The 13028-nt window shown below is 43.5% G+C and carries 11 protein-coding genes, 1 pseudogene and 1 riboswitch; of the genes and pseudogenes, 6 read left to right on the top strand and 6 right to left on the bottom strand.

Annotated features, from left to right (window positions below):
• Positions 1 to 59: 59 nt before the first annotated feature.
• Positions 60 to 908 carry an STAS domain-containing protein gene (locus CHI10_RS11250; protein ID WP_095244383.1) on the bottom strand — a complete coding sequence of 283 codons (849 nt, stop codon included), beginning with the start codon at positions 906 to 908 and terminating at the stop codon, positions 60 to 62.
• Positions 909 to 1110: 202 nt separating this feature from the next.
• Here CHI10_RS11250 and CHI10_RS11245 point away from each other — a divergent pair, with 202 nt between their 5' ends.
• The 3 genes from CHI10_RS11245 (at position 1111) to CHI10_RS11235 (ending at position 6012) form a co-directional block, all read left to right on the top strand.
• Positions 1111 to 3204, top strand: a complete 2094-nt coding sequence (locus tag CHI10_RS11245) for a DNA topoisomerase III (protein ID WP_095244382.1) — start codon at positions 1111 to 1113, stop codon at positions 3202 to 3204.
• A 99-nt stretch (positions 3205 to 3303) separates the two neighbouring features.
• Complete coding sequence (locus tag CHI10_RS11240; protein WP_095244381.1) at positions 3304 to 4617, top strand: short-chain fatty acid transporter; 1314 nt, start codon at positions 3304 to 3306, stop codon at positions 4615 to 4617.
• 162 nt (positions 4618 to 4779) lie between these two features.
• The gene (locus CHI10_RS11235) at positions 4780 to 6012 is read left to right on the top strand and encodes an aminopeptidase (protein ID WP_095244380.1); all 1233 of its coding nucleotides are present in this window, start codon (positions 4780 to 4782) and stop codon (positions 6010 to 6012) included.
• 39 nt (positions 6013 to 6051) lie between these two features.
• Here CHI10_RS11235 and CHI10_RS11230 read toward each other — a convergent pair whose 3' ends face one another.
• From CHI10_RS11230 to queF, 4 genes are all read right to left on the bottom strand, one after another.
• Positions 6052 to 7245: a hypothetical protein gene (locus CHI10_RS11230; RefSeq protein ID WP_095244379.1), complete on the bottom strand. Its 1194-nt coding sequence runs from the start codon at positions 7243 to 7245 to the stop codon at positions 6052 to 6054.
• Between the two features lie 272 nt (positions 7246 to 7517).
• Positions 7518 to 8960: a sodium/pantothenate symporter gene (gene panF / locus CHI10_RS11225; RefSeq protein WP_095244378.1), complete on the bottom strand. Its 1443-nt coding sequence runs from the start codon at positions 8958 to 8960 to the stop codon at positions 7518 to 7520.
• A complete protein-coding gene (locus tag CHI10_RS11220) occupies positions 8957 to 9247 on the bottom strand; it encodes a YhdT family protein (RefSeq protein ID WP_095244377.1) in 291 nt (96 codons plus the stop codon). The genes panF and CHI10_RS11220 overlap by 4 nt, the downstream gene beginning before the upstream one ends.
• 160 nt (positions 9248 to 9407) lie before the next feature.
• Positions 9408 to 9905 carry a preQ(1) synthase gene (queF, locus tag CHI10_RS11215; RefSeq protein WP_095244376.1) on the bottom strand — a complete coding sequence of 166 codons (498 nt, stop codon included), beginning with the start codon at positions 9903 to 9905 and terminating at the stop codon, positions 9408 to 9410.
• 110 nt (positions 9906 to 10015) lie between these two features.
• Positions 10016 to 10061, bottom strand: a riboswitch (PreQ1 riboswitch).
• Positions 10062 to 10204: 143 nt separating this feature from the next.
• Between queF and mscL the strand changes: the two genes are divergently transcribed.
• From mscL to CHI10_RS11200, 3 genes and pseudogenes are all read left to right on the top strand, one after another.
• The gene (gene mscL / locus CHI10_RS11210; RefSeq protein ID WP_095244375.1) at positions 10205 to 10582 is read left to right on the top strand and encodes a large conductance mechanosensitive channel protein MscL; all 378 of its coding nucleotides are present in this window, start codon (positions 10205 to 10207) and stop codon (positions 10580 to 10582) included.
• Positions 10583 to 10644: 62 nt separating this feature from the next.
• A complete protein-coding gene (locus tag CHI10_RS11205; protein WP_095244374.1) occupies positions 10645 to 11286 on the top strand; it encodes a Bax inhibitor-1/YccA family protein in 642 nt (213 codons plus the stop codon).
• A 219-nt stretch (positions 11287 to 11505) separates the two neighbouring features.
• Positions 11506 to 11943: pseudogene (locus CHI10_RS11200) on the top strand (AhpC/TSA family protein); the annotation flags it as partial.
• 11 nt (positions 11944 to 11954) lie between these two features.
• Here CHI10_RS11200 and CHI10_RS11195 read toward each other — a convergent pair.
• The gene (locus tag CHI10_RS11195; protein ID WP_095244372.1) at positions 11955 to 12680 is read right to left on the bottom strand and encodes a 5-formyltetrahydrofolate cyclo-ligase; all 726 of its coding nucleotides are present in this window, start codon (positions 12678 to 12680) and stop codon (positions 11955 to 11957) included.
• Positions 12681 to 13028: the final 348 nt, after the last annotated feature.

Raw genomic sequence — 13028 nt, 5'->3', positions numbered from 1 at the left:
CGGAAATCAACGGACAGCATTGATAGGTGAAAAACAACAATTTACAAGAAAAGAGCCTTCTATTGTAAGTTTTCACCTTGTCTTCTTAAAGCATGTTTTAGTTTTCCATATGTTTCAATACCCGTGAAATCCAGGCCGAGCTGGATGGAAGTCTGGGCAACCTCAGGACTGATGCCGGAAATAGTGGATTTGACCCCTAATAGCTTAAGAGCTGTCGTTAAAGAGAATATTTGATGGGCAACCATCGTATCGATAATGGCTACACCAGATAAATCAATAAATAAATGTTCAATATTTTCTTTTGCACACTTTTTCGGAATTTCCTCCAGCAGGATTTGCGCACGCTCGGTGTCAATATCGCCGATAAGCGGCAGAACAGCTGTGTCATCATTAACAGGAATGACGGGAGTGCCAAGTTCATTGATCAGACTTTGCTGGGCAACTAGCCTTCTGGTCGTCAGTTCATAATACTTTTCCGCAAATTTGTTGATCAGTTTATCGAAAGCCCTGTTAATGGTCTTGCTCCATATTAATACATCATCTGTTGTGACTTCAGACTGGTTATCTTTAATGAATTTTTCAACAAAATGCCAATAGGTTTCCCTTACAGTGCTTAAAGCACCAAGCACTTGAAAAATGGGAGTACTCGTGTCCACTCTGCTTTCAGCTACAGTCCTGGCCCACTCCTCCATATTTTCAATAAACACTGCTTCGTCATCAAGTAAAGCGGATGAAACGGTACGGTTGGTAAAAGCATTCTGTTCTCTCAAGAGCTTCTCATAAGCGGAGTCTGCATCCGCAGAATAAATGGAGCCCTTCTGTTTTTCCCTTAAAGACATCCACAAATCTGTAATATTCTTCGAATTTTCCTGTATGTAATCATATAGAAGCTGATTTTTTGAATCCATTTATTTCACCTTATCTTTCTATTTGTCAGGAAACTGTTATATTCATTGTAAAATGAATCGGGGTGAATGAAAAGTAATACACCTTAAATAGGCATCTGTCTGATTTTGACTATAATAACGTATCCCATTACAAATATGAATGATTTTCCGCTATACTTAATTAGAATACAAAAGGAACTGAATGGATTTGAAAGGAGTCATTATGAAATCACTTGTTCTTGCTGAAAAACCCAGTGTTGCCCGTGAAATCGCCCGGGTGCTGGGATGCCGGCAAACTCATAAAAGCTATATGGAAGGCGATAAATATATCGTCACTTGGGCTCTTGGCCACTTAATCGAATTAAAGATGCCGGAGCATTATGACAGCAAATATAAAAACTGGAACCTGGAGGATCTGCCGATTATTCCTGACCAAATGGGTCTGAAGGTGATGAAGCAGACCAGCCACCAGTATAAAGCCATTGAAAATCTGGCAAAGCGGAAAGATGTTAAAGAAATAATCATTGCAACCGATGCAGGCCGTGAAGGGGAGCTTGTCGCCCGCTGGATATTGGAGAAAATCCGCTGGCGCCAAACCATCAAACGCTTATGGATTTCTTCTGTAACAGACCGTGCCATCCGTGACGGTTTTCAAAACCTTAAGCCCGGAAAACAATTTGAAGATCTGTATGAATCCGCCGTGTGCCGGGCAGAGGCTGATTGGCTCATCGGGCTGAATGTCACAAGGGCTCTGACGACTAAATACAAGGATCCCCTATCCGCGGGCCGGGTACAGACACCGACTCTGGCGCTCGTTATGGAAAGGGAAAAAGTGATTCAGCAATTTATTCCAAAAGAATACTGGACGATTCGCGCCCACATTGGCCCCCTGCAGGCTGACTGGGAGAAAAATGGTGAAAAGCGCATTTTCTCTAAAGAAGCAGCTGATGGAGTCCTTTCCAAGGTAAAGGGACAAAAGGCGGTTATCCAGTCCATTAACCGGAAGGAAAAAACAGAGCCGCAGCCGCTTCCTTATGATTTGACGGAGCTGCAGCGTGACGCGAATAAACGTTTTGGCTTCTCTGCCAAGAAAACATCGAATGTGCTGCAAAAGCTGTATGAGCAGCATAAGCTTGTCACCTATCCGCGTACAGATTCACGCTATTTGACAAAGGATATGGAAGCAACCATGTTGGATCGCCTCCATGGCATCGCTGCTTCCTATAAAGATGAAGTGAAGCCTATCCTTGCGAATCAGGGCAGGGTGCTGGCAAAGCGCGTTTTTAATAATGAAAAAGTAACCGATCACCATGCGATTATTCCGACTGAAGAACGTGTGCATCTCGGTAATTTGTCTCCTGATGAGCGCAAGCTGTACGAATTGATTATGCGCAGGTTTCTGGCCATGTTCCATAACCCTTATAAGTATGAAACCATCCATGCTGCTATCGATGTTAATGGTGAGGCCTTCACAGCGAGGGAAACAGCCGTTATCGATCTCGGTTATCGCAAGGTTGAACGGAATACTGAAGAAGAGACAGGAAAACAGAGCCTGAAGAACATTTCGAAAGGACAGAGTTTTACGCTGCAAAATGCCGAATCCGCTGCGAAGCTCACTGAACCGCCTCTTCGCTATTCCGAAGCTGACATTTTGACACAGATGGAAAAATACAGTCTCGGAACACCTGCTACAAGGGCGGAAATCATTGAACGGCTTCTTGAGACAGAAGCCCTCGAAAGACAAAATGGACGCCTGTTTCCGACTAAAAAGGGCAAACAGCTGATGGACCTGGTGAATGAAGATTTGAAATCACCGGAACTGACTGCCAAATGGGAGCAGGAGCTTGAGAAAATCGCACGCGGAAAAGCAGATCCTAAAGAGTTTCTTCAGAATATCCGCAAGCAGACTCAAACTCTGGTTTCAGAAATTAAAAAGAGCGACAAATCGTACCGTGCCCACAATCTCACCGGCTCGAAATGTCCGGAATGCGATTCCTTCCTGAAAGAAAGGAATACAAAGGACGGAAAAATACTTGTCTGCTCCAATCTTGATTGCAGTTTCCGAAAGCGCAAGGATCCAAAGCTTTCAAACCGCCGCTGCCCGCAGTGCCGCAAAAAAATGGAGATCCATCAGGGCAAGGCAGGCGCCTACTTCCAGTGCCGCCCATGCAATGTAGTAGAGAAAGCCCAGGACAAAAAGAAAGCCGTCAACAAACGCGAAGAACGAAAACTTGTTCAGAAATATACCCAGAAGGAAGAGTCCTTTGGAACAAGCCTTGGTGATTTGCTGAAGGCCGCAATGGAAGATAAAGATTAATGTATAGCCCCGGCTGCTGCCGGGGCTTTTCTATATGAACTGACATACACAGCTTGTCCTCTCCATAGCATGTACTAATACTGAAAGGAGTGTGACAGGATGTTAACCAGAATGGCAGACCGTTTCTCCAAGTTTGTGGAAAGGTATCTCCCTGACGCCTTTGTCATTGCTGTACTAATGACTCTGTTTGTATTCATAGCCGGATTTTTCATGAAGCCTTCTGAACCTGCCCAGCTGTTTAAATCATTTGGTGACGGCTTCTGGGTATACCTAGCTTTTACCATGCAAATGGTGCTTCTCTTGATGACAGGCATGGCACTTGCTTCTGTTCCTTCTGCACAGCGTATACTTGAAAAGCTTTCCTCCAAAGCGAAGACGGCCAATCAGGCCTACGTACTGACTTTTCTCGTTTCTTCTGCTGCTTATTATATTAACTGGGGCCTTGCTGTTGTCGTTGGCGCCATTATTGCCCGTGAAGTCGGAAAAAGAAATCAGAACGCACACTTTCCGCTATTAGTGGCTGCCGCCTATGCACCCACCGCTCTATATACAGCCGGCTTGTCGAGTTCAATCGGTTTAACTGTTGCGACCAAGGGGCACTTTCTGGAGGATATTGCTGGGGTGATTCCAACTTCGGAAACGATCTTTCATCCAGGAACAATTGCCATTTTAATTGCTCTTGTTGTTACAATGCCGATTTTCATCGTGCTGATGGCACCAAAAAAGGGCATTATCTCATACGTTCCCCCTAAGGAACTCAAGCAGGAAGCTGAACCGGATGAGGTTTTAAAAACGCCCGCCGGAAAGCTTGAACGAACACCTTTTCTCGGCATCATTACCGGATTAATCGGGTTAATCTATGTTATTATCGAGTTCATAAACGGGCGTGACCTTGACTTAAATATTATCAATATTACTTTTCTATCGTTAGGCCTTATTCTCCATAAATCGCTCGTACAGTACGCCAACGCTTTTAAAGAAGCGGGTTCTGCCATTTCCCCTATCATTCTGCAATTCCCGTTTTACGCCGGCATTATCGCTGTCCTTGGCAGCTCCGGGTTGGCAGAGTCCATAATCAATGGAATGGCGTCCATAGCCAGTAAAGACACCTTCGATATTTTCACCTATTGGGCAGCAGGCATCGTCAACATTCTTGCCCCTTCAGGCGGCGGGCAGTGGGCTTTACAGGGGCCGCTTCAAGTTCCTGCCGGTCTGCAGCTGGGTGTGGATCCTGCCATTACGGCTATGGCTGTGGGCTGGGGTGATGCCTGGACGAACTTGATCCAGCCATTCTGGGCACTTCCAATTTTAAGTGTAGTTGGCCTTCATATCCGCCATATTATGGGCTACTGTGCATTGCTGGCCATATGGGTGGGCATTGTTACGACCATTTTAATGATTTTTGTATATTAATAGAGACAGCCAAGCCTTACCAGGGTTTGGCTGTTTCTCTTTTCCTCCGACCGGAGATGGAGCCCGGAAGTTCTGCAGCATGATTTTGAGTTCAATAGGTTTCTTTTTCGGGACAGAACCGCTACAATGAAAATGAAGATTCTGACAAAAGGAGAATACATAATGAGTCAATTTCAAACAAATTTAGAGAAATATGCAGAGCTTGCAGTGAAGGTCGGCGTAAATGTACAAAAGGGGCAGACGCTGGTTATTAACACAACACTTGATTCAGCTGAACTGGTTCGCACTATTGTGAAAAAGGCATATGAAGCAGGAGCTCATAACGTTGTTGTGAACTGGAGCGATGATGCGGTCACACGCACAAAGTACGATTTGGCACCGGACGAGTCTTTCTCGGAATACCCGGAATGGCGTGCAAAGGAAGTCGAAGATTTAGCTGAAAAGGGTGCGGCATTCATGTCAATCGTTTCAGCAAGCCCTGATTTGCTGAAAGGCGTGAAATCAGAGCGAATCGCAAGCTTCCAGAAAGCAGCCGGACAGGCGCTTGCAAAATACCGCAAATTCATCCAATCCGATAAAGTGAGCTGGACAGTTATCGCAGCTCCTTCTCAAGCATGGGCAAACATGGTATTCCCTGAAGCTCCGGAGGAATCCAGAGTGGAAATGCTTTGGGACGCTATTTTCAAAGCCACTCGCGCTGACCTGGATAACCCGGTTGAAGCCTGGAAAAAGCATGATGAAACACTTCATGAAAAAGTGGATTACTTAAACAGCAAGCGATATCAGAAGCTTCACTATAAAGCTCCAGGCACAGACCTGACAATCGAGCTTCCAAAAGGCCATTTATGGGTCGGAGCAGGCAGTGTGAATGAACAGGGGCACGAATTCATGGCAAACATGCCGACTGAAGAAGTGTTCACAGTACCATACAAGACAGGTGTGAACGGTACAGTTTCCAGCACAAAGCCTCTAAGCTATGGCGGAAACATCATCGATAACTTCAGCCTGACATTTGAAAACGGCCGCATTGTCGATGTAAAAGCAGAAGAAGGAGAAGAAATCCTCAAGCAGCTGGTTGAGACAGATGAAGGCTCCCACTACCTTGGTGAAGTGGCACTGGTTCCTTTCAACTCGCCAATTTCCAAGTCCAATCTGCTTTTCTATAATACTTTATTTGATGAAAATGCTTCAAACCACCTTGCCATTGGCAGTGCGTATGCATTCTGTATTGAAGGCGGCAAGAAAATGTCCAGTGAAGAACTGGGTGAAAACGGCTTGAACGAAAGCTTAACACATGTTGATTTCATGATCGGTTCCGCTGAAATGGATATCGACGGAATCACTGAAGACGGCAGCGCTGAACCTGTATTCAGAAAAGGTGACTGGGCCTTTTAAAGCGAAAGCGCCCTTTCGTGACTATAAAAAATCATGCGGTCATTGACCCGCATGATTTTTTATTTTCTTTAATACGATTTCACTAACGTTTCCTTCTAAATCAGAAATCATATCGATGGAATATTTATCTGCCGGGTAGGTGGAGATGGTTTCACCTGACAGCTTCTCTTCCCTGACCTCCGCTGGAGTGCCAAACATGGCGGTAATCTCGTCCATTGACGTTCTCACCCGCTGTCCAGGAATGGAAATAGCTGTTACGTTCCCCGTTTCCCGTTCATAATAATAGGTAATTTCAGGATACATCACAAAAGGGCTGCCGCCTTCAAATCCCTCTTCAACAAAGTTTGGATCTGACTTTTTTATTTCAGATATGTTTGTGCCAATCGGAAATGGACTTCCGAGAGGGATTCCCTGTTTTGCTTTCTCAATGGCATCCCCACTGAGTGCCAGGTTTTTAAAAGGATAGTAAAGGGCTTCCTTTTTCAGCCATAGGTTCATCCAGTCGATATCAGATTGATCTTTTTCTGAAAGCTCGATTTGATCGTGAAGGCTCATTGAATGGGCTTCCTCATTAAAAAGCCATGTTGAAATAACCCATCCATCACTCTTTTTTTGGGCAGTTTGAAGATACTTTTGATTAATGGTTTTTATTTTCGCTTTGGAGGTAGTGGTCATATCTTTTTCCGTACTGATTCTTTGCACTGCTCCATCTTTAATCGCCAGCAGCTGGCCCTTGACTAAGTTTTCCCCCTTGGACTGAAAGATCGAGATGATGGTTTTGTTCCTCATTTTCTGAGTGTAAACCTGTTCCTTTGAAGGGTTAAATGACATTTCAGAACTGACATTTAGAGCTGCTTGTTTATAAGCCTCTTTTGACCCCTTCAAAGCCAGGTATACTGAATAATGTCCTGTAAAATAGGAATCGCCTTTCTTTCCTTTCGCGCTGTCCTCTTCCAGAATGGTTCTTCTTTCGTCTTCTGAAAAAAGGTAAACTGTATACTTCATGATCCCGTCTGTTGCGTCAATTTGGAATAGTGACTTGCGTTCAAGCCAAACGGTATCTTTTTTATCTTTTCCAGCCTCTTGTACTGATATATTATCTTCTGCTTCCACTTTATCTTCTTTTTCAAGTTTTATTTCTTCTGTATTTAAAGATGCATTTATTTCACTGGAACAGCCTGCTATAACGGATGACAGCATGGCAATCATAATCATATTTATAAAATTTTTCATTATATTCTCCCTAATGTTAAAAAACATTTCCATTTAAAGTCAAATGTTACAATTACGTTTCAACTAATTAAGTGTAACAAATAGGGATCGTTTCTACAAACCTATCAATATGCTCATTTTTTTACAAAAACCCATGTTTCCTCCCTTTTCCTTTATATATGACTCTTCTCCTGCTTCAATCAAACGTTTGATTATAGTGACGAGGGCCTGATCTATAGGCACTTTGCCGGTTAATACGAAAGGCCCCGGAATACCTCTCCGGAGCCTCTTGATTAAATTTCTGCTGCTGCAGGTGCTGTTTTTTCGGTAAATAGACTTACAGCTATATATGCGGCCAGTGATAAAGCAATAGGCAATACGACTGTATTCATGCCTAAAGCATTGGGATAAAAAGTGTGGAATAAAATATAGGAAGCCGTTCCGGTTATCATGGAGGCCACCGCACCATATTTATTTCCCTTCGCCCAATAAAGACCCAGAACAACAGGCCATATGAATGCTGCTTCCAGTCCTCCAAAAGAAAAGAGATTCAGCCAGATCAGCAAATCGGGCGGACTGAGCGCCATCATGCATACCAGAATTCCCAGCAGGGCTGTGACGGCAAAACTCATTTTCTTAACCGTGCTTTCTTCAGCATCAGGTTTAATGTAATTAATATACACATCTTTAACAATCGCCGAGCTGACCAGAAGAAGCAGGGAATCCACGGTTGACATGATGGCAGCCATCGGTGCAGCCAGCACAATTCCCGCAAGCCATGGCGGAAGGACTTCCATGGCAATCATCGGCATAACTTTATCCCCTACTTCAATCCCCGGAAGAATCGGCCGTGCAAACACGCCAATTAAATGCATGCCAAGCATGATAAAGCCGACCACTATTGTTCCGATGATAATGGCCCTATGCATGGCTCTGGCATTTTTATAGGACATGGCCCTTACTGCAACCTGAGGAAGACCTACAACCCCCACTCCAACCAGAATCCAGAATGAGGATACATATAAAGGGGTCAATCCGCCATCAAAGCCAAACGGAGTAATCAGATTCGGGTTTTCTGAAGACAGATCGCTGATAATATTTGGTATTCCTCCACCTGCCACAATAACAGCAACCAGCAGGATCATAGTGCCGATGAACATAATTCCGCCCTGGACAGCATCCGTTACGGCAACAGCACGGAAGCCGCCTATGACAACGTAGACCATGACAGAAGCGGCAAAAATGAATAAAGCCGATAAATAGCTTAATCCTGTCAGTGATTCAATTAATCTTGCTCCGCCAACCCATTGGGCAGCCATGGCGGAAAACAGGAAGATTATGATGCTGAGAGAAGATAGCCAGACAACCCATTTGCTGTTATATCTTTCTTTCAGAAAATCAATGAGTGTTACAGCATTATACTTTCTTGCTGTAATTGCAAATTTTTTCCCCAGTACCATTAGGACGAAATAACCAGTAACAACCTGTGACATGGCAAGCAATACCCAGCCAAGCCCCTGGGTATATGCAACACCGGGACCCCCAATGAAACTGCTGGCACTGCCGTAAGTTGCAATCATGGTCATGGCCAGAATAAAACCGCCCAGTTGCCTTCCTCCAAGAAAATAATCCTGCAGAAACGAACTGCTCGTATCAATCTTTCTGCTGGACCATAAACCCACCAGAAAAATAATGACTAAAAAGAAGATAAGAGGAGCAATAACCTGCCAGTTCATTCGGATTCTCCCCCTTCTCCGTTTTCTTCGAACGGAACTTCCTTAAACAGGAATTTTACAGTTGCTGATACCAGTATCACCATGACAACAAATCCGGCTACACAGCTCCAGAAAAACCAGGCAGGCAGCCCCATGATGAATATATACTCATCGGCAGGGGCTGACCCCAATCCATAGGCAAACCCATACCACCAAAGAAAATTAAAGAGTACGAGACCAATGCCAATCCACGCTTCTTTCTCTGCTACTTTAAAGCGAGGATCTTTTTTATGTATGCTTTTCTTCATTATGTCCCCTTTCAGAGCTTTATTATTGTACTGCTCTATTAAAATACAGAATATTCCCTAAATATAATCCCACTTATGTATATTTTCTGCAACAAAAAAAGCAGATTCCTCTGCCTTTTTTGATATTATTTTAAAAATGAACTTTAAGCAAGCTATGTTCTTAACGATTGTCAATCGTCTCCGGATATAGATCATGGTTCATCAAGCGGTAATCGGCCATTTTTTCATATTTCGTCCCCGGCTTTCCGTAATTGCAATACGGATCGATGGAGATTCCTCCACGAGGAGTGAACTTGCCCCAAACCTCAATATAGCGGGGATCCATTAATTCGATAAGATCATTCATAATGATATTCATGCAGTCCTCATGGAAATCGCCGTGATTTCTGAAGCTGAAAAGATATAGCTTCAATGACTTGCTCTCTACCATCTTTTGATCCGGAATATAGCTGATATAGATGGTTGCAAAATCCGGCTGGCCTGTTTTCGGGCAAAGGCTCGTAAACTCTGGGCAATTAAACTTTACAAAATAATCGCGGTTTGGATGCTTATTATCAAAAGCCTCCAGAATCTCAGGCGAATATTCAAAAAGATAGTTAGTACCCTGATTTCCCAATAATGTAATATCCGTTAATTCCTCATCTTTTCTTCCTGACATAAAAATAGCCTCCCTTTATATGATCCCGCTGATCCTAAAGAGAGGTCCGAAAAGTACAGCTTGAAAAATAAAACCATATCCTCTCATGGATATGGTTGATTATTATAATCAAAGCCATAGTTTTTTATAGAGGGTGAAGCTATGAACCTCTCCCGCTCACACGGGAATAATAGAAATATAATTGTCATAGTTACTATAGAGAAAAAGCCTGTTTCTGTCAATAGGTGCTTTCTCTATCTGGTTTTCATACATTCTTCATAGTATAATAACGGTAATTTTTCAAAGAAAGGTGACTTGTTATGTGGAATGAGTTTAAAAAATTCGCCCTAAAGGGAAATGTCCTGGATTTGGCAGTTGGGGTTGTAATCGGAGCTGCCTTCGGAAAGATTGTATCTTCCCTTGTAGATGATATTATTATGCCGCTTGTCGGATTGCTGATGGGCGGAGTCGACTTTACGGATCTTATGGTTAAGGTCGGTGGGGCACAAGTGAAATACGGTTTATTCATACAGAATGTGGTGGATTTCTTCATCGTGGCATTCTCCATTTTCGTCTTTATCAGGATTATCAACAATCGTTTTAAAAAGAAAGAAGAAGCAGCACCGGCACCAGCTGTGGATAAAAATGTTGAGCTTTTAACTGAAATAAGAGACCTATTAAAAAAAAATAATTTATGAAACTTAATTAATAGCTCAGTCGTATATACATATACAAAAGAATTTAGAGGAGAAATGAAGAAATGTATGTACAGTATACCGCAAATAACAGTTATTTGCCCTCTGTTTTACGGGCGTTTGCCTTATCATTGGGGATTGCATTTGCCGGAACGATGGCGGGTGTTTTCATCCCTCCAGCCCTGTTTTTGCCGCTAATGCTTCTTGAACTTGGAATGCTGCTTTTCGCTTTCCTGCTCCGCCGCAAAAAAGCTATTGGGTATACATTCCTTTATGTCTTTACATTTATTTCAGGGATGACGACCTACCCGATTGTTGCCCACTACCTGGCTGCTATTGGACCTAACCCTGTTTTAACAGCACTTGCGACGACAACTGTTGTGTTCACCGGCTTAGCTGTATATGCTTCGACAACGAAGCGGGACCTATCTTTCCTTGGCGGCATGCTGATGGCGGCATTGCTCGCCCTTATTGCGATCGGAATTTTCAGCCTCATCTGGCCATTAAGCTCTAACGCGATGCTCGCCTTCTCCTTCATCGGAGTGCTTGTGTTCAGCGGATATGTGCTATTCGACTTCAACCGCATGAAGCAGTATGGAGTGTCACCGGAAGAAGTGCCTTTGATGGCTCTTAACCTATACCTTGATTTTATCAACCTGTTCATTAATATCCTTCGCATTTTTGGGATATTGGGGAGCCGGGACTAAACAGGAGTGCGAACTCCTGTTTATTTATGTGCAAGCCGCAATTCTTTATTCCTTCAAAAGAATTAGGTATGATCAGATGTAAATCCGAAAGGCGGGATATTCATGGAATATATTTTAGAAACCCAGCATCCTGATAAAAATATTACGCTTGAACAGGCTATCAGCAGCCAGTACACAATGGCTGTCTTCGTCCGCCATCTTGGCTGACCGGTCTGCCGGGAATATCTTGCGCAGTTGCGCGAGCGCATAAATGAAGTAGAAGCTAAAGAATTTCAAGTCATTGTCATTGCTCCTTCGAAAGGAACCTTTATCAGTCAATTCCTTGAGCAATTCGGTCCGTTCCCTTTTCCGATCCTCGGCGATCCTTCCCGGGAAGCTTATAGAGGAATGGGACATAAAACCATGCCAAAGTGGAAGCTTCTTTCAAAAGCAGCACTTGGGTTTATTACAGGAAAAGTCGGCGGCTTTATCCCTAAGGATGAAAAACAAAAGGAGTTTGTCATGAAATCCATAAAAACTCAGGATGTCTACATTCAGGGCGGAACATGGCTTTTCTCGCCTCAGGGAAAGATATTATGGAAGCATATTGATGAATCCCCTGAAAATCACGCAAAGATTGATGATGTTTTAAAGAAAATGGACGAAGTGAAAGCTTAAAAGGCAGTCAATTACTTGGCTGCCTTTCCTTTTGTGATCTCCCATATTTCATGCAAAACCGGCATCTCTTCCATTTCCTTATCCGTTACAAGATCCCATTGAATCCCGATTGGTTTTGGATAGGGCGTATTGGTTTTGATCAGTTCCTTTTCAGTGGCAATCCAGTCGACAGTCAGATCATAAGGATCCCTCGGGATATCTGCCTCTGTCACCTGGGCGCTGTTAACCGTTCCAATCACAGGGATTTCAGGATTCCCCAGTTCCCTGATGATCGCATACTCCCGATCAGCATAACCCTCCCCTTTTCCGACCCGCCGGCCATCCGGGTGAAGCCCCACTGATCCGGCAAAAAACAAATCAATTTCCGGCAATTCTGTGAGGGGAACTTCTTTTCCGTATGAGTGAATATGCTTAAGGCTCGCTGCTTTTCGCTCCTCCCCGGGCGGTACCCATTCCGGCTTTACCATAATAAAGCCTGCTTTCAGCCGTGGAGTTGGAACCAGCAATGTCTTTCCATCTTTCAGAATTTGGGTGCGTACCGGCAGCTGCGGAGAATCAGGATTTACCTTAATGACCTTAGCCTCTTTATACTCAGGCATCGTAAAAACAAATGCAGCCGCTTTTTCAGCTCCTTTGAAATTGGGAATTCTATTTGTTAAAGGAAACGGAAAGCGGCCTAGCTTGTTCTCCTCAAGAAAATTCCATATGTACTCACGTATTTCTTTCTTCGTTTTCATCGTGTTTCACTTCCTTTCTTTCATTTTATCTATTAAAGAAAAAAACTCCAATTTTTTAAATAAACAGGTTTTAACACAAGTAAACGGGGTAAACAAATAATGCAAGGCCAATAACAAAACGGAAGGGACTGGTTGACGATGAAAAGCGTAACAGCGACTTCAAGGTTCGTCATTGGCATTGCAAGAAACCAGGGAGGGTTTGCAGAGCGTTCGAAAGGCACTCTCGTCTATAACCGATATATTTAAAATCGGTTCGGCCCTATGCAAATGGTAATCTCCAGGTTGTCCGTTATTCGGACTTAAAAAAGGTGCAGACCAATCGGTTTGCATCTTTTTTAATGCCATAAA

Origin of the sequence: Bacillus sp. 7894-2, from assembly GCF_002272225.1 — a bacterium.
GTDB lineage: Bacteria > Bacillota > Bacilli > Bacillales > Cytobacillaceae > Cytobacillus.
Note: the sequence above shows the minus strand (reverse complement) of the source record. Positions and strands in the feature narration are given on the sequence as shown.

Excerpts from the sequence above, each read along its gene's own strand:
- CHI10_RS11250 (WP_095244383.1), bottom strand. The coding sequence starts at position 908 with ATGGATTCAAAAAATCAGCTTCTATATGATTACATACAGGAAAATTCG.
- CHI10_RS11245 (WP_095244382.1), top strand. The coding sequence starts at position 1,111 with ATGAAATCACTTGTTCTTGCTGAAAAACCCAGTGTTGCCCGTGAAATC.
- CHI10_RS11240 (WP_095244381.1), top strand. The coding sequence starts at position 3,304 with ATGTTAACCAGAATGGCAGACCGTTTCTCCAAGTTTGTGGAAAGGTAT.
- CHI10_RS11235 (WP_095244380.1), top strand. The coding sequence starts at position 4,780 with ATGAGTCAATTTCAAACAAATTTAGAGAAATATGCAGAGCTTGCAGTG.
- CHI10_RS11230 (WP_095244379.1), bottom strand. The coding sequence starts at position 7,245 with ATGAAAAATTTTATAAATATGATTATGATTGCCATGCTGTCATCCGTT.
- panF (WP_095244378.1), bottom strand. The coding sequence starts at position 8,960 with ATGAACTGGCAGGTTATTGCTCCTCTTATCTTCTTTTTAGTCATTATT.
- CHI10_RS11220 (WP_095244377.1), bottom strand. The coding sequence starts at position 9,247 with ATGAAGAAAAGCATACATAAAAAAGATCCTCGCTTTAAAGTAGCAGAG.
- queF (WP_095244376.1), bottom strand. The coding sequence starts at position 9,905 with ATGTCAGGAAGAAAAGATGAGGAATTAACGGATATTACATTATTGGGA.
- mscL (WP_095244375.1), top strand. The coding sequence starts at position 10,205 with ATGTGGAATGAGTTTAAAAAATTCGCCCTAAAGGGAAATGTCCTGGAT.
- CHI10_RS11205 (WP_095244374.1), top strand. The coding sequence starts at position 10,645 with ATGTATGTACAGTATACCGCAAATAACAGTTATTTGCCCTCTGTTTTA.
- CHI10_RS11195 (WP_095244372.1), bottom strand. The coding sequence starts at position 12,680 with ATGAAAACGAAGAAAGAAATACGTGAGTACATATGGAATTTTCTTGAG.